Below are 19117 nucleotides of genomic sequence, written 5' to 3'. Positions count from 1 at the left end.
ACAAAAAGAGTGCATAAAAACCAAATGTTTTATGCACTCACTAAATATAAAAACTTCTTCTAATAATGTACAGGAACACAATCTAATTTTTTCTTTTTTGCGACATAATAACGACTATAACTATCTAGAAGTTCATATGTTTCAGGATTAATAATAATTGGTTTATCCACCGTTCCATTCTTCTCAATACTTTCCTCTACTGCCTTTTGTTTTGCAATTCCTGGGGTAAATTGAAGAAAAGATTCTGGAACCTTAATATCATCTAAAGACATCCATTCCCTCGTCCCTTTTGGAACAAGAAGAGGCTTTGGCTCTGGCTTTTTCTCTTGCTCTTGTTTACTTTCTTCTTGAGGTTTACTTTCCTCTTGGTTGTTAGCCCTTGAACCCTTTTTGGGTGTTTGTTTTGGTTGTTTTTTCTCTTTCCCTTTATCCTCTATTTCCTGTATCTGCATACAGATGACACCAATCTCACCTGTGCATTGCTCAAACGGAATATCCAAACAAGGCTCTCCTTGGACAAGAAAACGTCGTTGAGAAAATTCCTCTTGGGTTATATTTAATTTATTAAACTGTTTTTGACTAAGCACAATTGTGTATGTAATTGCATTACTTTTAAAAGGAATACCTTTAGGGGCATTAGGACTTCCCTTTTCCTCCATATCAAAAGCTAGGTACTTACCATAGTCTTGAATGGAGCTAGTCGGACGGCCAGTTACACTAATTTTATGAGCCATCGTTCTCCCTCCTTCTCTCTATCTTTCTAGTATATATACCCTTATATAAACTTGGGTAGGGGTAAAGTGCAAAAAACAACGAAAAAAAGTGATTATTCCATGTTTTTATTAAACTTCCACATTATTAAATTACCCACTGTATGCTCTTATCACTAAGCTTTTCCAGATGATGTTTTTGAGTTATTTGTTTACGCAAAAAAGTCAGGGTTAAATTTGTTTTTTAAAAAATTCTTCTCGTTGTATTCTTTTCTCTCTTGCTATTTCATTAACCTTTTTCACCGCAACTGGATTTATATTTCTTACTTTAATTTCCCTTTCATTCATTCTCTCTCTAAATGAAGTGCACTACCTTTTGAAAACCTGAAGAAGAGCATAAGGGGTTTTTGCCCCCACATAACGTGTGGGGTTAGGCAAAGCCTAACAAAACCGTGGGTACATGAAAAAGCCGAAAGTGTCGACCTAGTGTCGATATAGTGTTGATATAGTGCCGACCTACTGTTGAGGTAGTGTCGATATTAAAAAACCTTAGTGTCAATATACGGTCGACCTGACTTTTTTTAATTTTAGTGAATATCCTGCTCCTTTTCGTTTAACTTTTTGAGCTTTTCTTTTAACATTTTCTTCTCCTCTTTATAGAGCTGTATGCTCTCTTCTTTCATCCGAATCTCATCTTCTTTTAAAGAAATTTGAGCTTCCGTTTCAGCTTTTTCTGTTTCAATTTGATACTCCATATCGGCTTTTAATTCGCCAATTTCTTTTCGTAAAGCTCTCTGATTTTTCATCTCAACTCCAATCGCTTTTTCATAGGATTTCATTTTCTTTTTGATTTCTTTTTGCTGAATGTCGACTACTAACAACCCATAAGCTTACCTATTCTGAGATGATCTTTTTGGACTCGTAAGTGTTTTTATTTAATCAGAAGAGGTCGCCTGAATAGATTCACCTTCTGTTTCTTCCTCCTCTTTTTTCACTTCTCTCACCATCCCCCCTTTCTGCTGCCATTGATTTTCGAGATAAATCAAGCGCTAAGACTTCCTAATCTAAAGATAAGCGTTTCACCCTTACCCAGGACTGATATAAAGCTTTAATCTGTAAGTCTACCCTTGAATAGACTTTTTCCGGTTCTTAAAAGGAAACGCCTCTCCATTTTATTCATTGAATTTTTTCATCTTATTCCCTTATAAAAAATAGCCCTCACCTGATGTGGGGGCTGCATTATATTCCTTAAAAGTCATCAAAAAATTGATTTCGGGTTAACCTTTTGATAATTAACTTTACTTTTAGCTTCTGATTTATTCGGTTCTTCACTTACACGACGTTCATTTTGTACAGAGGAAGACGGCTTCTTGGGCATAGATACATTTTCGCCTGGAGATCCTCCTGAAAGGAAACTCTCTTTTACCGTTAAGGCCTCTTTTCCTCTAAGGACCTCTAAAATAAACATATCTCGACTCATTTCTTTATCAACATGATGATTTAAAACGCTCTCCGTTCCGTACAACTCAATCATATGGTATACAATCTTGCGTAAAGAAAGCGCGATGTTATCCTGGTTTTCAAACCATTCATAAAACTCATCGGTTTCGTTGTTTTTAAACTTCCAGTTGTACTGAGTTTTTCTCTTTTTTTCGTTCGTCATACCTTTACATCACCACAGTTTCTTCGTATTCTTCTGTAAATAGCATGTTGCGATTTAAAATATCTAATCCTTTCACGTTCATATCTACCGCATATTGTTCCGGAATCCAAAGGACTTTTGCATCCACAGAATCCGCAAATTCTTTCAGATACTTATACATATCTTCTTTAAACTCAATAGACCCTCCACCATAGCAAGCTAGATATTCCGGTTCACTAGAGAGTGTTGTCGTATATTTACGTTCTACATCTTCCAGGATGAAATCCACTTGATTGATACGAGCCTCACGTAAATAATGAACAGCTAAATCATGATCTTTTGGATACTCATCTGGTCGCTCAATATATTTCGCAAATTGCTGACGATTAATATTAAGACCTTTACGTTCCTCTTTCATCAATTGAATTGCTTCTTCGACCGCATGCCCTACTCCTCGTCTTTCTCCTGTACATTGTTCTGGTTGTGGATTCACGCCTACAGAATAAATGTACTCGGATGTGCCACTTCCGATATCAATATGCATGATCTTCGAGTTCATAAAGTAAGAACCATCAATACCCTTCATTCCATATTCTTTACAAAACTCTTGAAACATATCATTAGGTGCTTCAAAGATTGCGTATAACGCTGGAATCCCTTCTTTCGTCACCTTTACTTGTGAGAAGTTTAGCTCTACCGTTACTTGCTCTTGACCAACATACACAATCACTACATGAGAAGTATCCATGAAACGTTCTTCCAATTGTTTTGCTGTCTCCACATTATGTTGACTCGCTGGAATCGCACTACTCATACCGACTTCTACTTTTAAGGATTGAGGCAGTTCTCCTTCTTCTTCATATTGTTTCTGTACAGCTCTTGCTGCAGCATAACCTAACGTATTAATTAAAGGTAGATCACTACTATGTTTTTCATGAACGGCGATATCCATGTTACTTACGCCTTCTGTAGTTTGAATTGCTCTCTCTCCAATCATATATAAACCATCACGACGAATGGATGAGCTTGAAATATGTACAAGTAATTGATCGATAAGATTAACTATATTTTTCTTGACATCATTTTCATGAACGGAAGGTTTTCGATTAATTCGTTTATAAGCACTCGGAATCTTGACGACTTTTTCCATGCCTGGTTCAAGAATCTTCATTTTATCGTTTCCAATATCATTCGCAAGGATTATTTTCATTATTAAATCCACTCCTTTTTGTTATTCTATATCTATTTTACCATAATTTATATAATAAGTTAATAATAATTATATAATTTAATAACCAAAAAGAGATTTGAAACTAACACCAAAACGAATATAACTTATTATATATATAAGTTATATTTAATTTATATAAATTTAGCTAAAGATATTAAATTGGTACACCAAATTCTTTTTTCGCACAAAAAATAAACCCTTATTATATAATTTATATATAAGTGGAATATAAACAAAAATACTAACTTATCATCTAAATAATGCAAACCACGTTATACAAAACTACATAACGTGTATTTTCCTAGAAGCCTCTATAAAATAGCTATTTTAAGTAGCGTTATATCTCTCATAACGCTATAAGAGCTTATAAACATTGATACTAAAGGGTTTTTCACAACACAAACTCTTTTATGACGCTACCCGTTACAGCCTGACTTACTTGTTTATAACGTTTTCTACAGCGTTATATATAAGTAAGTAAAGTATATCCTGGTTTATATAAATTTAATTGTCTTTTATCTATCCATAGATTTTGTTTATATTCAAATTGAATTAAAACATTGATAAAAATAATCTTTGATATACTGTTTTTATAAATATAGTTACAATCTTAGTTAAAGGTCCTATTTAGATTGTCCAGAATTAAAATTGATAGAAAGTCTTGTTGCATCACAAAACACGTTATATAAAATTATATAGCTCATGTTTTTTCAACCCCCTCTATAAAATAGCTATTTTAAGTAGCGCTATATCTCTCGTAACGCCATAAAAGCTTACAAACATTGATACTAAAGGATTTCTTATAATACAAAAATCTTTTGTGACGCCACCCGTTATAGGCTGACTTACTCGTTTATAGCGTTTTTTACAGCGTTATAAACAAGTTAATAAAGTGCATCCTAATTTATATAAATTTAATTATTTTCCTCTATTCATACATTATGGCTATGTTCAAGTTTAATTGAGAGGTTTATAGAAACGAGTTTCGACATATCATTTTTGTAAGTATATCTACAAACTTAGACAAAGGTGTTATTTAGATCGCCTAGAATTAAGATTAATAGAAAGTCTTGTTATATGATAAGACACGCTATGCAAAATTACATAACGCGTATTTTCTCAAGGGCCTCTACGAAATGGCTATTTTTATTAATTTTAAATAGCATTATATTTCCCATAACGTTATAAAAGCTTATAAACGTTGATAATAAAGAGTTTTCTACAATATATTTTCTTTTATGACGCTACCCGTTATAAATAAGTGAAGTATACACTAGATTATATAAATTTAATTATCCTCCCTCTATCCATACATTAGGTTTACCTTCATGTTTAATTAAAACATTGATAAAATAATCCCTGATCTATTATTTTTATAAGTGTAGCTACAAACTTAAACAAAGGTGTTATTTATTTAAAATGTTCAGAATTAAAACAGATGAAAAGTAGTATTGCACCATAAAACACGTTATACAAAACTACATAACGCGTATTTTTTAGAAGCCACTATAAAATAACTATTTTGATTAATTTTAAGTCGCGTTATATCTCTCATAACGCTCTAAGACCTTATAAACGTTGATGCTAAAGGTTTTTTATAACACTCAAACTTTTATGACGCTACCCGTTATAGTCTTCATCACTTATGTATAACGTTTTATACAGCGTTATACATAAACAAGTAAAGTATGTCCTGGCTTACATAAATTTAATTATCTTTTATCTATCCAAACATTGTATTTATGTTCAAATTGAATTAAAACGTTTATAATTATAATCTCTGATCTATTATTTTTGTAAGCATAGTTACAAACTTAGATAAAGATACTATTTAGATTGTCCAGAGTTAAAATCTATAGAAAGTAGTGTTACATCATAAAATACGTTATACAAAACTACATAACGCGTATTTTTTAGAAGCCACTATAAAATAACTATTTTGATTAATTTTAAGTCGCGTTATATCTCTCATAACGCTCTAAGACCTTATAAACGTTGATGCTAAAGGTTTTTTATAACACTCAAACTTTTATGACGCTACCCGTTATAGTCTTCATCACTTATGTATAACGTTTTATACAGCGTTATAAATAGAATAATTGAACACATTTCGAGTATTAAAAAACTAAGAAAAATAAACTATTTTTGATAATTGAATGACATTATAAGAATGGAGGAATATACTATGGAAAACAGTACACTTGATCAAGAAAAAGCTTACTGGACAAGAGAAGTAGCTGAATTATTAGATATAAAAGAGGGAACAGTGCGTAAGTATGCTCGTCTTATGGAGGAAAATGGATATAATTTTCATAGAAACGAGCATGATCAACGTGGTTTTTTCGAAAGAGATATTTTGCTTATGAAACGTATTAAAGCTCTTAGCAAAACAAAAGGTGTGACGCTAGAGGATGCTGTAAATACTGTTACAAAAGGAATTGTGGTGCCAGAGAGAGAGCCTATGACGCATACCGTCATGAATCTTCAAGAGGAATTAGAGCGTTCTATAGAACGTCATAAACAAACTATGGAAGCTTTTATTGAATTAAAAAATGAAAATACAGAGATGAAGGAATTGTTAATTAACTTATCAGAACAGATGAAACAACAACAAACATATATTGAGAATAGTTTAGAAAAACGGGATCAAGTTCTGTTAGAATCTATCCAGAAGACTTTAGAACAGAGAAGAGAAGAAGAGAATACTGGATGGTTTAAAAAATTGTTCAAGTCTAAATAAGGGTTTACTTATAAAGTATGAGGAGGCCATTTTCGCATTACATATAACAGGTTAGTCTTTTCTCAATATTTAAATAATATGATTATTGACTATAATAGTTTATATAGAAGGCATAGAAATCTTAAGAAAACAATTAAGATTTCTATGGCTTTTCGCTGCTTTATTAGTATGAGACAAAAAGGGCATAGGTAGCTAAGCATTCTTATAACTCACTTTTTCATCTTCAACCCAGAGTGAATTATTGATTTCTAAAATCAAATTTATCATTAGGAACATTAAGTATATGTCCATTAATGGATGCTGTATTGTTATCTATCCATATAATATCCGCAGTGTCCTCACGATAATTCCAGTAAATATTTTTTGTCTTTTTTCCTTTATTGTTAAATACTAATTCACCACGTACGGCAAACGAAGTTGTGGCACCACCATTTGTTACATATGCTTTTAAAGTATACACTCCATCGGGAGACTTTTCCTCTGTGAGATAATCTCCTGTGGGCAATCTATCCATATCAAAGAATGCCCAGTATACTCCATATCCTATAAAGCCGATAAACAATAGGAAAGCAAAGAAAAATACTTTCAATCTCTTTTTACAGCTTTTTCTCTTACTATTTATCAAATTAGTATTCAAAGAATCCTCCTTAGGTAAAGCAGGTATGTAGTAGGGGGATAGCCTATTGTTTTAGTTAAGTATATAACGCTAAAATGGCTTTCATTTTTGCTATCTCATCTTCTGATGACGTTTCATACATGTCTTGTGCTTGTGCTTCTGCTAAAGTATCTTTCTTTTGTTGCTCCTGGAACCAATCAGGTAACATCTCTTTACGAACAATCTTACGTGGTGATGCTACAAAGTCTAGGTTACTATTTAGGTCTTCTGTTTGAACTAAATCATTAAACTTATTTAAAGCGATACTATACACTAATTTACATTGATCCTCAAAACTCATAGAACGTGTTTTTATGTATGTAAAAAGAATTTGAATAGATTCATAAGCTATGGAATGAATATCGCTCTTTGAAAGAGTTGTAGATAAAGTTTGACATACTTTTTTAGACGCTAAACGGATACGTAAATAGAGTTCTCTTAAAGAGTCTTTAAAAATATCTTTAAAGGTTTGATTAATTAATTTTGGAACGCCTTTGATAAAAGGAATCGTTTTATACATAAAATGATCTTTAATATAATTATTAGGTAAATAATAGGTAGAAACTTTTTTGGGCTCTTCATTCTTACTCTCACAAGGGATTTCAGGATTTTCTGCTTGGACATCAGTTTGGACATCAAAGTCAAAATATTGTTGCCAGTGTTCAAAATAAGGATGATTTACGAAAAAATAAACGGCAGCACCTCGACCATTATGTTTAGAAGAAGAACGATGAGCCTTCACGATCTTCCCAGCTTCTTCTAAGGCTTTCATGACACGACGAATTGTACGAGTAGAAACATTGTGTTTCTCAGCAAAATAGGTGTCTTTGGCATAAACAAAGCCTTTATCTGTTGCTAAAAAGCAAATCATATCGATAGCATCACGTGTTTCTAACTTCAAACGAGCAAAAGTGTCTCCAAAAACAGATTCTACAATCTCTAATAATTTGTATTTTATTTGTTTCTGTTGATTTTTTGTTTTCGTATAAGATTCATAGTTTTGCATACGGGCAAAATCATCACTGAAAATTAGCATATTTTTTCTCTCCTCTTTTCCTGCGGAAAAAGAAAAAGGACATGTTTACCGTTTAAAAATTCGGTAAACACACCCTTTAAAAAGAGAGTACAATAAACCCTTGCAATAATTAAAGTTTTGCTGTAAAATGCAGATAGAAACTTTAATTATGTGAACAAGGTTTGAGGTAAGTGTTTACCGTGGTTAGGACACGGTGAGCCGTCGTAGGATGCTTCCAACATCTCTACGATTGCCTTGAACCTTTTTTCTGTTCCGAACTGTCTAATTGCTGTTATTATAGCAAACTATGGCAATGAACACAATGTCAATTCGACCGAATTTTGGCCAAATCCCTTTAAAATGCTATTATTTTTTTAATTATTATTATCTTTTAGAACATGGTTCTAAAAGATAAATAGTGTTTTTTCTGGGCTAGTTGGACTTGTTTTTGGTCTATGATTAGAAATATGTTTTTTGTAAAGTTTATAGAAAATAATTTTCAAGGTCTTCAATTGTAAGAATTTCTGCATCAACTTTATACTCTTTGCACCATCTTAATATCCTTTCTTTCCTCACTGGTGTGGTCGTATAAAAGATGAGTAAAGCTTGTTGATGCCCTAAAGCTTGAAAGAGGGAACGATACAATTTTATTTTCTTTTTATTTTCAAGCATCTTCTGTTTGAGATCGACTTCTACAAAGCAAATAATATCCTGAAGGGAAAAGCGAGCATCACTAATGAGCTTATACCTTTCTCCTTGGATTCTCCATTCATTCGGGCGTTCCACTTTCCAATCCTTTGGACACCCATAATACAAATAAATATCATTCCGTCTCACTTTATGTTCTAACTGTGTTAAATGAGGTTTATTCTTCTCCGATCCAATGTGTTGACGTCCTTTCTTCGATAGATAATAGACGTTTTCATAGAGACGTTTGTGGTTTAAGAAGGGACTCATATTATAAAGAACACGATTGGCATTACGGACACTCTTCAACTGAAAGAGAGTTTGAAGTTGGGACCGACTCATACACTCTAATTTATCCAAGGCGTACATAATCTTCTCCTGTCTCGTTTGGCACAACTGTTTGTTTTGCAACTTCATAGCCTCCAATCCGTTTCCAGATTTCCTCATGATTGAGGTAGGGGACTTGCACTTCTTTCACTTCATGCGTTTTAATCAACGCACGCCCTTTAATATCTGAAGGTAATGTTTCCGCCCCATAGGCATCAATAGCCACTTTAGACGCATAATCACTTCCTAAGCGAAAACTAATCTTTAAATCCGCATTTTGCTTGATGGAGCCATTCAAGACATTCGAGGTAGGGTATTGGGTTCCATACACCAATCGAACGCCCAGAGCGCCTCCTAGGCGGGCAATTTCACTAAGGATCGATTGACACTGCGCTAATGTCTTCTTTTCTTCTTTCTCCATAAATTTTTCAGGGGTCAGTTGGGCGGCTTCATCAATCAAAACAAACAGACGTTGAGAGAGGGGAGAGTCTACAATATTGGACCATCCTTGACGTTTAAAACGGTCCATACGTTCTTTCATATCCTTCTGGACTTGTTTCAAGGCGTACAAGGCTTCTATTGGATTACTGGCTATACACTTGACTTGTTGAAGGCTTTGATACCGATTAAACTCTAATCCACCCTTTAGATCAATGATGATGAATTGAGCATCCCAAGGGTGATGCTCGATAAGATACGTCATCATGACTTTCATCATCACCGTTTTCCCAAAACGAGTCGTCCCGGAAATCGTGGTGTGCGGCGTATAGTCAAAATGATGAAATTGCCATCCCTGATGGTTTCTCCCTAACGGAACCATCCATCCTTTACGATAGGGAACGTCTTGGTAAGACACATAGGAAGGCATTTTATCTTTGGAAATCTCAATGATGAGCCATTTCTTAAAGGATACGTTCACTTCTTGATCTAATGTGACAGATAAAATCTGTTGTAAGGTTCGTAAGTTTTTTTCTTCTAAGGCTAAAGGTATACGGTAAATCAGCTTAATTTGTTTTGTGCTTTTGCATTCTCGAACCAGCTGAGGATATCGGTTGTCTTTACCATCTTTGGTGTAGATATGATATTGTTTGAAAATATGTTGGACGATTCGATGTTCCTCACTGAATGTATTCTTTCCAAACCACAAAGCAGCAGCCCCCGTTAAAAGAGGAATAGTCATAAGCTCCCACATCGTTCTCACTCCTTCTTCCTTATCTTTTAGAAATAGTTCCTTAAAAAAGGAAGCTTCCAAATGCCATCCTTATAGTGACTAGCCTATTCCTTTTTTCCTTCCAGCCTGGTCGGAATCCTGGTCATAAGAAAGGAAGGAAAGCAGACAAGGTATATAAAAAATAAAGCAAGCTCCCTAAGATACCAGCGTTCATTCCAACCTGCATGACCACTCTTACTTTCTCTTTGTCCACCCATCCTTTTTTCTCTGCATAAATCAGCGCAAATAACACCATGCTTGTTCCCAAGACTGTAACCATATGGACCTCCTCCTAAGTAGGTATAGTCGATTGTATGTTGCATGGCTTGTTCAACTTACCTTGTTTTAAAAAACTTTTTAATAGGATTAAGAAAACTTTGTTTGTGGATTCAAAAAATTGTTCATACTGATTGATAAAGATTAATACAATGGAGTGAACAGTGATGGCAAAAAAGCGTAGTAAAATAGGTAAGTGGCTTGACCAAAAGGGATTAAAACAGGAATGGTTGGTAATTGAAACAAAACTTTCCCGTAACACCATTAGTGATATTTGTGCAGGACGTAGAACTCCTACAACTCCTACTTTGAAGAGAGTTATGCAAGCAGTTAGAAAAGTAGATCGGAAAGCCAGAGTCGATGACTTTTTTGATATCTAGAAATATAGACTGGAATATTGTCGTGAAAAAGCGAATAATCATAAGTCATAAATATACATAAGACCGCCTTATACACTAATGGATATTGGGCGGTCTTTGCTATGGGTATGACTATTGTTTAAAGAAAGCTATTTATATAGAGTAATAGCAATTGATTTATATGCTAAAGAGAACTAAAAGTACGATAAGGACGTTTGTAGAAAGGGTAAGGAATACTCCAGAAAGCATTAGTTGTTATTTCAAAGAAGATAATTAGAAAAAGGAATAATGTGAAAAAGATATCAAATTTTATTTCACCCCTAAAAGCAATTGAGAATTTTTCTAATGATCTAGGTCATACTAAAAAGAAAAGAGTGATGGATAGATTGTAAATAACATTTCTAGCAAAATACAGGAGGAAAAGATGAAGCAAACCATTGCAGACTTATTGATTGAATCATTATTACAAGCTGGGGTTAAAAGAATTTACGGTATCGTAGGGGATTCACTAAATGCTGTTTTGGATTCTATAAGACGTTCTGAAAAAATTGAATGGATTGGCGTTCGTCATGAAGAGGTTGCAGCCTTTGCTGCTGGTTCCGATTCTCTACTCAGTGAAAGCATTGCCGTTTGTGCAGGAAGTAGTGGTCCTGGGAACCTTCATCTAATCAATGGATTATACGATTGTCATCGCAGCCGTATTCCTGTTCTAGCTATTGCTGCACATATCCCAAGTAACGAAATTGGAAGTGAATATTTTCAACAGACACATCCAGAGCAGCTTTTTAAAGAGTGTAGTCATTTCAGTGAAGTTATAACGAGACCGGAACAAATGCCTCGTTTAGTAACAATTGCATTGCAGCATGCTATTTCTAAACAAGGGGTTTCAGTTCTTGTTCTCCCTGGTGATGTCGCAGCATTACCTGATGAAGAATCTGTTCCAGAACAAGTGATGCATGTGACTCAGCCAGTCGTTCGACCATCTGATACTGAACTAAAAAAACTTGCTGAGTACCTTAATAATGGAAAGAAAATCACACTGTTATGTGGAGCTGGTTGTGAAGGTGCACATGAACAGTTAATGCAGTTGTGTGATAAACTAAAGTCTCCTATGGTTATTGCTCTTAGGGGGAAAGAATACCTTGAGTATGATAATCCTTACTCCGTTGGACTGACTGGTCTCATCGGTTATTCATCAGGATTTCATGCTATGATGGACTGCGATGTATTGCTAATGCTTGGTACTGACTTTCCATACAGGCAATTCTTCCCTAAGAAAGCTGCCATTCTTCAGGTAGATATTCGACCTGAGCATCTTGGACGGCGAGCAGCTTTAACCTTAGGCCTTTGTGGTGATGTTAAGTATACAATTGAATCATTACTTCCTTATCTAACTGAACAGCATGACTCTCATCATCTAGATAAATTTGTATCAAATTATCAGGATGTTCGTAAAGATCTTGATAATCTGGCAATTGGAAAGCCAGGACAAACACCAATCCACCCTCAATACCTCACAAAAATGGTAAGTGACCTTGCTGATGAAGATGCTGTATTTACATGCGATGTTGGGACACCGACTCTATGGGCCGCCCGTTACCTTGAAATGAATGGGAAAAGGCGGTTACTGGGTTCATTCAACCATGGAACAATGGCAAATGCAATGCCACAAGCTATCGGAGCACAATGTGCCAATCCAGAAAGACAAGTGATTGCTCTATCGGGTGATGGTGGTCTTTCTATGTTAATGGGGGATTTATTGACACTACGTCAGCACAAATTACCGGTTAAGATTATTGTTTTTAATAATAGATCTTTGAGTTTTGTTGAACTTGAAATGAAGGCTGCTGGTTATTTGGAGACAGGAACTGGGTTAGAAAACCCTAATTTAGCGTCTGTAGCACAAGCTATGGGGATTGAAGGAATTCGTGTAGAGGATCCAGCTGATCTTGAGAGTTCCATAAAACAAGCTTTTCAACATAAGGGGCCCGTTCTATTAGATGTTCTTGTAAACCGTCAGGAGTTGGCTCTTCCTCCTAAAATTAAATTTGAGCAAGCTAATGGATTTACGCTTTGGATGCTTAAAGCAGTTCTTAACGGTAACGGAAATAAGCTGGTGGAACTTGCTAAAACTAATTTATTCCGGTAGATATTTTTTGTTTAAAGAAGAAAGGCATTGGTTCATCTCTAACTCTACGTGAACATTTAAATAAAGGCTTAAATAAAAAGCCCCGTTAAAAAGTCTCTAATTTTATTAGAGTTTTTAACGGGGCTCTTAATGTGTTAATTTAAATTTTCATGATACCACCAGTGCTAGCAGATGTAACAAGCTTAGAATAACGAGCTAAATAGCCTGTTTTAACTTTTGGTTCAAAGCCTTTCCAGTTTGCTTTTCGTTGCTCCCATTCTTCCTCAGGAACTTGAACATCCATTGTGCGCTTTTCAATGTCAATGACAATATGGTCACCGTTTTGAACAAATGCAAGTGGTCCACCTTCTGCTGCTTCTGGTGAAGCATGGCCGATAGATAGACCGCGGGAAGCACCTGAAAAACGTCCGTCTGTTACAAGCGCTACTTTTGCTCCTAAGCCCATACCCATAATTTGAGAAGTAGGTGCTAACATTTCCGGCATACCTGGTCCGCCTTTTGGCCCCTCATAACGAATGATAACAACATGTCCTTCTTTGACTTGTCCCCCAGCAATACCTGCTAAAGCTTCATCTTGTGAGTCAAAGACAATCGCTGGTCCCTCATGGGAAGTAATTCCGCCTTGGACACCACCTGTTTTGATAATTGCACCATCTGGAGCAAGGTTACCAAATAACACCGCAAGTCCACCCTTTTCTGAGAACGGATTATCAATTGAATGAATAACATTGTTGTCTTTCACATCACAACCAGCGATGTTTTCCCCAAGTGTTTTTCCTGTTACCGTCATAACGTCAAGGTGAAGGGTACCTTCTTTTTTGGATAATTCATTTAATGCAGCAGATACTCCACCTGCTTCATGCAAATCTTCAATATGAACGTCTGATGCTGGCGCAAGTTTTGAAAGATGCGGTACACGCGCTGCTACTTCATTGATTCGTTCAAGTGGATAATCTATACCTGCTTCGTTTGCAAGGGCAAGCGTATGTAAAACTGTATTTGTTGATCCACCGAGTGCCATATCAAGAGCAAATGCGTTATCAATTGCTTTCTCTGTCACGATATCACGCGGCTTTAAATCTAAATCAATTAAATTCATTAACTGAGTAGCTGAGCGTTTAACAAATTCTTTACGCTCTGGTGCTACTGCTAAAATTGTTCCGTTCCCTGGCAGAGCTAGCCCAAGAGCCTCAGCTAAGCAGTTCATAGAGTTAGCAGTGAACATTCCGGAACAAGATCCACATGTTGGGCATCCAAACTGCTCAAGCTCTAGAAGACCTTTTTCATCAAGGTTCCCTGACTGATAAGCACCCACACCTTCAAATACAGAAGAAAGGGAGATTTTTCGCCCATCACTTGTACGACCGGCTGCCATTGGGCCACCACTAACAAAAACCGTCGGAATATTTAAACGCATAGCAGCCATCATCATACCCGGTGTGATTTTGTCACAGTTTGGAATACAGACCATGCCATCAAACCAGTGTGCTGATACAACCGTTTCTACGGAATCCGCGATAATTTCACGACTTGGTAATGAGTAGCGCATCCCAATATGCCCCATCGCAATACCATCATCTACACCGATTGTATTCATTTCAAAAGGAACACCGCCAGCTTCACGAATTGCTTCTTTTACAATTTTCCCAAACTCTTGTAAATGTACATGTCCAGGCACAATATCAATATATGAATTGACAACAGCAATGAACGGTTTGTTAAAATCCTCTTCTTTTACGCCAGCAGCGCGAAGCAAGCTTCTATGTGGTGCTCGGTCAAATCCTTTTTTTATCATATTACTACGTAGTTCTGCCAAAATAAATCCCTCCATCTAAGTCTCACTATGATGTTTATAAATTTAAACTTTTCAATATTGTAACACTATTCTTAATATAATTGTATCCTTAATAATATTGTTCTGTAATTTATAAGTTTTTTAGATAGATATTATGGTTCCAATAGGTTGAAAATGTTACATAAATAGGTGTATACAAGTAATATTATGGATTTTTTAAGATGTAGTTATTGGCAATCTGGGTATGTTAGAGAAAATGCAGTTAGATTTTAAAACTCGTATGTAAAAGGTGAACTATGTGAAAAGACAAAGCACAAATCCGGTGGAAATTAACAGGTTTGTGCTTTTTTATTACCTCTATCATGTTTTAAGTAAATTGAAATTGTAGATATTATAAATAAAATTAACCTAATATTCCTTCGTTAAGAATAAAATATAACAATGAATATATATCCATTTACCCTCACTTAAAAATATCTCTAAACGCGATCTCTAAAAGGTGTAAGGCTAAATGATAACTTTTATGCAAGTGATTTTAGCAGTTTTTATTTTAATAGGAGGAGTTATAAAACTTTTTCGTATACCATTTCAAGTTGAACACTGGCAGCAATATCAATATCCATTATGGTTCGTGTCGGTAATTGGTCTTATTGAACTTATTGGAGCAATAGGAATGATTGTTGGTATTTGGAATCAATACTTGGTTTTAGGATCTGGCTTACTATTTATAATTCTTATGATAGGGGCCATACAGGCTCATACATTTCGAGCTCATCAAAATATTGTAACGGTTATTCCTGCAACAATCTGCTTGCTCCTATCCCTAGTGGTAATTATTTGAAACTTAAATGACTTTTCCTAAATCTACTGCAATTATCCTTTGAGGAGCCCAAAATCTTATTACATTTAAGAATCTATTTATGTAGGTTCCGTTAATTAACAGGATGATAACTACTCGCTGATGAATTTCCTGTAATAAAAAGAAACCCTTTGCTCAGCATTAGCATAGGGTTTCTATATATAGGGGAATACATTAATATTATGACCAATTTTGTAGCTTCATATACATATATAGTTATATGATTGGTCTTTTATTAAAGGGACGACAAGGATGTTTTAGGAAAAAATAAGTAATACCTCACAGACCTATAGTAGTTATTGCAATGAAAACGCACAAATATAGGATTAAATTTTGCAATTATTTTCTATTTTGCAAAGCATAATCCATTAAATGCAAAATTTGAGGCTTATAATCAAAAATCATGTTAACTAAGGATTAAATAAAGAACTTTTGTTCTTTATTCAATGAAATACTTTAGTTTTTTCCGATTATTGCCACGGTTATCTAAGTAAAACAAATGCTGATAAGATTCTTTGAGTTAATTATTTTTCAGATTAGAATTCCTGGATATTTTGAGGTTTTTGCACAATAATTCCTTTTTAAGGGATAAGGATTTCAAATAATACACTTAAGAAACTGTAAGGGTTTCTACTTAATTATAGAAATCCAACAGTTCAGTAAGAAATAGTAGAGAAATCTTAGTTTTTCTAATAAATAGTAAGTTTGTAAATAAAATTAAGTCAAATCGTCTACTTTTATTTACAAAATCATTATGTAGATGTAAATATAACTACATACTTCAACAACATTCTTTTTCTAAAATAATATTGGTATTCATATTTTAGATTGGGGATGAAAAAAGTGAACAAAAAATTATTGGCAGGTGCCGGATTAGCATTTACTTTGTTATTTAGTCCACTAAGTCAGGCTTTTGCAGGAGAAACAACAGGGGATTTAAGAAAGGTTGATAATGTTGCCCATCGCGGTGCCTCAGCATATGCTCCTGAAAATACGATTGCTGCTTTTGATAAAGCAGTAGAAATGAAGGCGGACTATATTGAAATTGATGTTCAAAGAAGTAAGGATGGCAAACTAGTTCTTATCCATGATACGACCGTTGATCGTACAACGGATGGATCTGGAAAGGTTGGAAATTTCACGTTTAAAGAACTAAGAAACCTAGATGCAGGTAGCTGGAAAGGTGAGCAATTTGCCGGGGCACAAATTCCAACATTTGATGAGATACTTGATCGTTACCATGGGAGAATTGGAATATTAATAGAATTAAAAGCTCCAGAACTTTATCCTGGAATTGAAGAAAATGTAGCTAAAGAATTAAAAGAACGAAATCTTGATAAACCACAAAATGAAAAAATAATTGTCCAATCATTTAATCATGAATCAATGAAAAAAATGAATGAGCTTCTTCCCAAAGTTCCAATTGGCGTTTTAACATCTTCAAGAGCAGACGCAACAGAACAAGCCTTACAAGAATTTTTAACTTATGCTGATTATTTTAACCCAAGCTATGGAATTGTTACTGAAGATTTAGTAAATCAAGTTCACTCCCTTGGTATGAAAATTGGATCATGGACAGTACGTAGTCAAGAAGCCGCGGATTTTTTATTAGATGTGGGAGTTGACGCAATAATTACGGATTATCCGGATTATGTAGATCCAAGAAACTAGTATTCCTGTATAATTGTTAGAGAAAAACATTTCAAGGTTGCTTCTTCGATTCTGCTGTAAATACATACTACTTTCTAGATGTAGCTTTGTAATGAAATCTGATTAAAAACACTTCATAAATCCATGTTTTTTGATAAATAAAAAGAACAATTATCCTCCTCAAAGAAAAGACTCCTATTTTATAAAAGCGCTAGGAGTTTTTTCTTTTTTAGTATGTATATTATATATGTAAAATCAAAACCTTATTTATTAAAAAATAAATTTTATCATTTATTCTTACTAGAAATAAATATGTGATAAAGGTATTTCCGTAATTTAAACCATTTTCAAAAACCCTTATTCTTCTACCTTTTAGAATTTAGGTATTATATACACAGTCACTCTTATCGGGTTTTAAATAAAAAACTGCTGGGTACATAATATACATAAAGAAAGTGGAATTAAATGTAAGTGATAGTTTGCGTTTAATTAAATTTTAAGGGGATGGGATAATGGGCATAAGAAAACGAGTTGTGGGTACCTTTTATTCGGAGCAAGAAGTAATACATGCAATTAAGGGGTTAAAACGTCAAGGGTATCGTGAGACAGATATAATAGTAGTAGCAAAGGATAGGTATAATACTCTGCGGTTAAGAGCCGAAACTGATGTAATGATAGAGGCCGGCACACCGGCTATAAGTTCGTTGGCAGGTGTCATGATGGACAGCTTTCTTACCATGATGACAGGTGGAATGACTAAAACACAGGCTGGGGGTCTAACTTCAAAACTTGTTAGAATGGGCATTCAAGATTTTACCGCGAAACAGTGTGAAACGGATGTAGATCAAGGGAAAATCCTTGTCTTAATTGATGTGGATAAAACTCAAACAATTCCTTCATATACCACGGTTAGGGAGGCTCCATATGAGACAGAGGAGCATAAGGCAGTGCAACTTCGCGAAGAACAACTTGATGTAAGGAAAGAACTTGTTCAGACTGGGGGAGTACAACTTCGTAAGGAAATTGTAGAAGAACAAAGAACTATCCAAGTTCCAGTTATCCGTGAGGAAGCCTATGTAGAACGCCGCCCAGTCGTAGACGGTCAGCACGATGGCAGCCCATTGACAGAGAATGAGATCATTCGTATTCCGATTATGGAGGAACGAATTGAAGTAACCAAAAGACCTGTAGTTGTGGAAGAAGTGATTATCGGCAAGCGTAAAATTCAAGAGATTAAAGAGATGAAAGATACTATCCGAAAGGAAGAAGCGCGAGTTGAACAATCAGAATCTACCGCGGTTCCCGAACTTGCTGACTCTGAAATGTATCAAAACGTGGCTAAGTCCGTAGACCAAAGTCAGCAAGAAGCTGCTACTGCACTTGCTCCTAAGGCTCCAAAAGAGGAAAAGGTTACACTTTCAACCAACAACAAGAAAAGAGAAGCCCACCTTAAAGTGAAAACTTCCCCTGTTATCGAAGAGCTTGAAAAGGTTGCAGACTCAATAGACGATCAGAAACCAGATAATCAAGTCAAAGATACAGATATTACTGCTTCTGAAAAAGAGGAAAATAATAAGAATTCAACAAATAAGAAAAAGAAATAAGGAAAGCTCCTCTACAGATATACTAAAGAGAATAGTTGAGAAAGTTTAAAGAAGGGCTGCCCAGCTTTATTGGCAGCTTTTTCTTGTTTTCCTTCATCATACAAATCGTAAGCACCATTTGTTCAACAAATAAAAACCCTCGATTTTTACTAATTAATTGAGCTCCTAACCATTTATAAAAATCTACTTAACAGAAAAGATACAGCAC

At 34.9% G+C, this 19117-nt stretch carries 16 protein-coding genes; 6 read left to right on the top strand and 10 right to left on the bottom strand.

From position 1 onward, the window contains the following. Positions 1-59 precede the first annotated feature (59 nt). The 4 genes from B9N79_RS23250 to B9N79_RS23235 all read right to left on the bottom strand — a co-directional run bounded on the left by B9N79_RS23250 (position 60) and on the right by B9N79_RS23235 (position 3562). Complete coding sequence (locus B9N79_RS23250; RefSeq protein ID WP_085119075.1) at positions 60-734, bottom strand: ParB N-terminal domain-containing protein; 675 nt, start codon at positions 732-734, stop codon at positions 60-62. A 563-nt stretch (positions 735-1297) separates the two neighbouring features. Beyond that, positions 1298-1591: a hypothetical protein gene (locus B9N79_RS23245; RefSeq protein ID WP_085119072.1), complete on the bottom strand. Its 294-nt coding sequence runs from the start codon at positions 1589-1591 to the stop codon at positions 1298-1300. A gap of 377 nt (positions 1592-1968) precedes the next feature. After that, complete coding sequence (locus B9N79_RS23240; RefSeq protein ID WP_085119070.1) at positions 1969-2373, bottom strand: hypothetical protein; 405 nt, start codon at positions 2371-2373, stop codon at positions 1969-1971. Between the two features lie 4 nt (positions 2374-2377). Continuing rightward, positions 2378-3562, bottom strand: a complete 1185-nt coding sequence (locus B9N79_RS23235) for a ParM/StbA family protein (protein ID WP_085119067.1) — start codon at positions 3560-3562, stop codon at positions 2378-2380. Between the two features lie 2206 nt (positions 3563-5768). Between B9N79_RS23235 and B9N79_RS23230 the strand changes: the two genes are divergently transcribed. Continuing rightward, positions 5769-6323: a MerR family transcriptional regulator gene (locus tag B9N79_RS23230; protein ID WP_019392423.1), complete on the top strand. Its 555-nt coding sequence runs from the start codon at positions 5769-5771 to the stop codon at positions 6321-6323. Positions 6324-6561: 238 nt separating this feature from the next. Here the strand turns inward: B9N79_RS23230 and B9N79_RS23225 are convergent, their stop codons facing one another. The 5 genes from B9N79_RS23225 to B9N79_RS26295 form a co-directional block, all read right to left on the bottom strand. Then, positions 6562-6912 (bottom strand): DUF5412 domain-containing protein, encoded by a 351-nt coding sequence (locus B9N79_RS23225; RefSeq protein WP_085119144.1) that lies wholly within the window; start codon positions 6910-6912, stop codon positions 6562-6564. Between the two features lie 103 nt (positions 6913-7015). Then, the gene (locus B9N79_RS23220; RefSeq protein ID WP_085119065.1) at positions 7016-8014 is read right to left on the bottom strand and encodes an HTH domain-containing protein; all 999 of its coding nucleotides are present in this window, start codon (positions 8012-8014) and stop codon (positions 7016-7018) included. 462 nt (positions 8015-8476) lie between these two features. Further along, positions 8477-9049 (bottom strand): replication-relaxation family protein, encoded by a 573-nt coding sequence (locus B9N79_RS23215; protein WP_085119063.1) that lies wholly within the window; start codon positions 9047-9049, stop codon positions 8477-8479. Continuing rightward, positions 9033-10199 carry an FtsK/SpoIIIE domain-containing protein gene (locus B9N79_RS23210; RefSeq protein ID WP_085119141.1) on the bottom strand — a complete coding sequence of 389 codons (1167 nt, stop codon included), beginning with the start codon at positions 10197-10199 and terminating at the stop codon, positions 9033-9035. Before B9N79_RS23210 ends, B9N79_RS23215 begins: the two co-directional genes overlap by 17 nt. A 121-nt stretch (positions 10200-10320) precedes the next feature. Then, positions 10321-10497: a hypothetical protein gene (locus B9N79_RS26295; protein ID WP_167555146.1), complete on the bottom strand. Its 177-nt coding sequence runs from the start codon at positions 10495-10497 to the stop codon at positions 10321-10323. 163 nt (positions 10498-10660) lie between these two features. Between B9N79_RS26295 and B9N79_RS23205 the strand changes: the two genes are divergently transcribed. Next, positions 10661-10873 carry a helix-turn-helix domain-containing protein gene (locus B9N79_RS23205; protein WP_019392554.1) on the top strand — a complete coding sequence of 71 codons (213 nt, stop codon included), beginning with the start codon at positions 10661-10663 and terminating at the stop codon, positions 10871-10873. Between the two features lie 403 nt (positions 10874-11276). Next, on the top strand, positions 11277-13001 hold the full coding sequence (gene poxB, locus B9N79_RS23200) for a ubiquinone-dependent pyruvate dehydrogenase (protein ID WP_085119060.1): 1725 nt from the start codon (positions 11277-11279) through the stop codon (positions 12999-13001). A 139-nt stretch (positions 13002-13140) separates the two neighbouring features. Here poxB and ilvD read toward each other — a convergent pair whose 3' ends face one another. Beyond that, a complete protein-coding gene (gene ilvD, locus B9N79_RS23195) occupies positions 13141-14817 on the bottom strand; it encodes a dihydroxy-acid dehydratase (RefSeq protein WP_019392552.1) in 1677 nt (558 codons plus the stop codon). A gap of 490 nt (positions 14818-15307) precedes the next feature. Here ilvD and B9N79_RS23190 point away from each other — a divergent pair, with 490 nt between their 5' ends. The 3 genes from B9N79_RS23190 to B9N79_RS23180 all read left to right on the top strand — a co-directional run bounded on the left by B9N79_RS23190 (position 15308) and on the right by B9N79_RS23180 (position 18909). Continuing rightward, positions 15308-15637, top strand: a complete 330-nt coding sequence (locus B9N79_RS23190) for a DoxX family protein (protein WP_085119058.1) — start codon at positions 15308-15310, stop codon at positions 15635-15637. An 861-nt stretch (positions 15638-16498) separates the two neighbouring features. After that, the gene (locus tag B9N79_RS23185; protein WP_040060042.1) at positions 16499-17326 is read left to right on the top strand and encodes a glycerophosphodiester phosphodiesterase; all 828 of its coding nucleotides are present in this window, start codon (positions 16499-16501) and stop codon (positions 17324-17326) included. A 491-nt stretch (positions 17327-17817) separates the two neighbouring features. Then, positions 17818-18909, top strand: coding sequence for a YsnF/AvaK domain-containing protein (locus B9N79_RS23180; protein WP_085119056.1), 1092 nt, complete (start codon positions 17818-17820; stop codon positions 18907-18909). Positions 18910-19117: the final 208 nt, after the last annotated feature.

The sequence above is a fragment of the Priestia filamentosa genome (assembly GCF_900177535.1).
Lineage (GTDB): Bacteria > Bacillota > Bacilli > Bacillales > Bacillaceae_H > Bacillus_I > Bacillus_I filamentosa.
This window is presented reverse-complemented; position numbering and strand designations above follow the sequence as displayed.

Coding starts and splice junctions, on each gene's coding strand:
- B9N79_RS23230 (WP_019392423.1), top strand. CDS start 5,769: ATGGAAAACAGTACACTTGATCAAGAAAAAGCTTACTGGACAAGAGAA.
- B9N79_RS23180 (WP_085119056.1), top strand. CDS start 17,818: ATGGGCATAAGAAAACGAGTTGTGGGTACCTTTTATTCGGAGCAAGAA.
- B9N79_RS23240 (WP_085119070.1), bottom strand. CDS start 2,373: ATGACGAACGAAAAAAAGAGAAAAACTCAGTACAACTGGAAGTTTAAA.
- B9N79_RS23220 (WP_085119065.1), bottom strand. CDS start 8,014: ATGCTAATTTTCAGTGATGATTTTGCCCGTATGCAAAACTATGAATCT.
- B9N79_RS23250 (WP_085119075.1), bottom strand. CDS start 734: ATGGCTCATAAAATTAGTGTAACTGGCCGTCCGACTAGCTCCATTCAA.
- B9N79_RS23235 (WP_085119067.1), bottom strand. CDS start 3,562: ATGAAAATAATCCTTGCGAATGATATTGGAAACGATAAAATGAAGATT.
- B9N79_RS23205 (WP_019392554.1), top strand. CDS start 10,661: ATGGCAAAAAAGCGTAGTAAAATAGGTAAGTGGCTTGACCAAAAGGGA.
- poxB (WP_085119060.1), top strand. CDS start 11,277: ATGAAGCAAACCATTGCAGACTTATTGATTGAATCATTATTACAAGCT.
- B9N79_RS23190 (WP_085119058.1), top strand. CDS start 15,308: ATGATAACTTTTATGCAAGTGATTTTAGCAGTTTTTATTTTAATAGGA.
- B9N79_RS23210 (WP_085119141.1), bottom strand. CDS start 10,199: ATGTGGGAGCTTATGACTATTCCTCTTTTAACGGGGGCTGCTGCTTTG.
- B9N79_RS23215 (WP_085119063.1), bottom strand. CDS start 9,049: ATGTACGCCTTGGATAAATTAGAGTGTATGAGTCGGTCCCAACTTCAA.
- B9N79_RS26295 (WP_167555146.1), bottom strand. CDS start 10,497: ATGGTTACAGTCTTGGGAACAAGCATGGTGTTATTTGCGCTGATTTAT.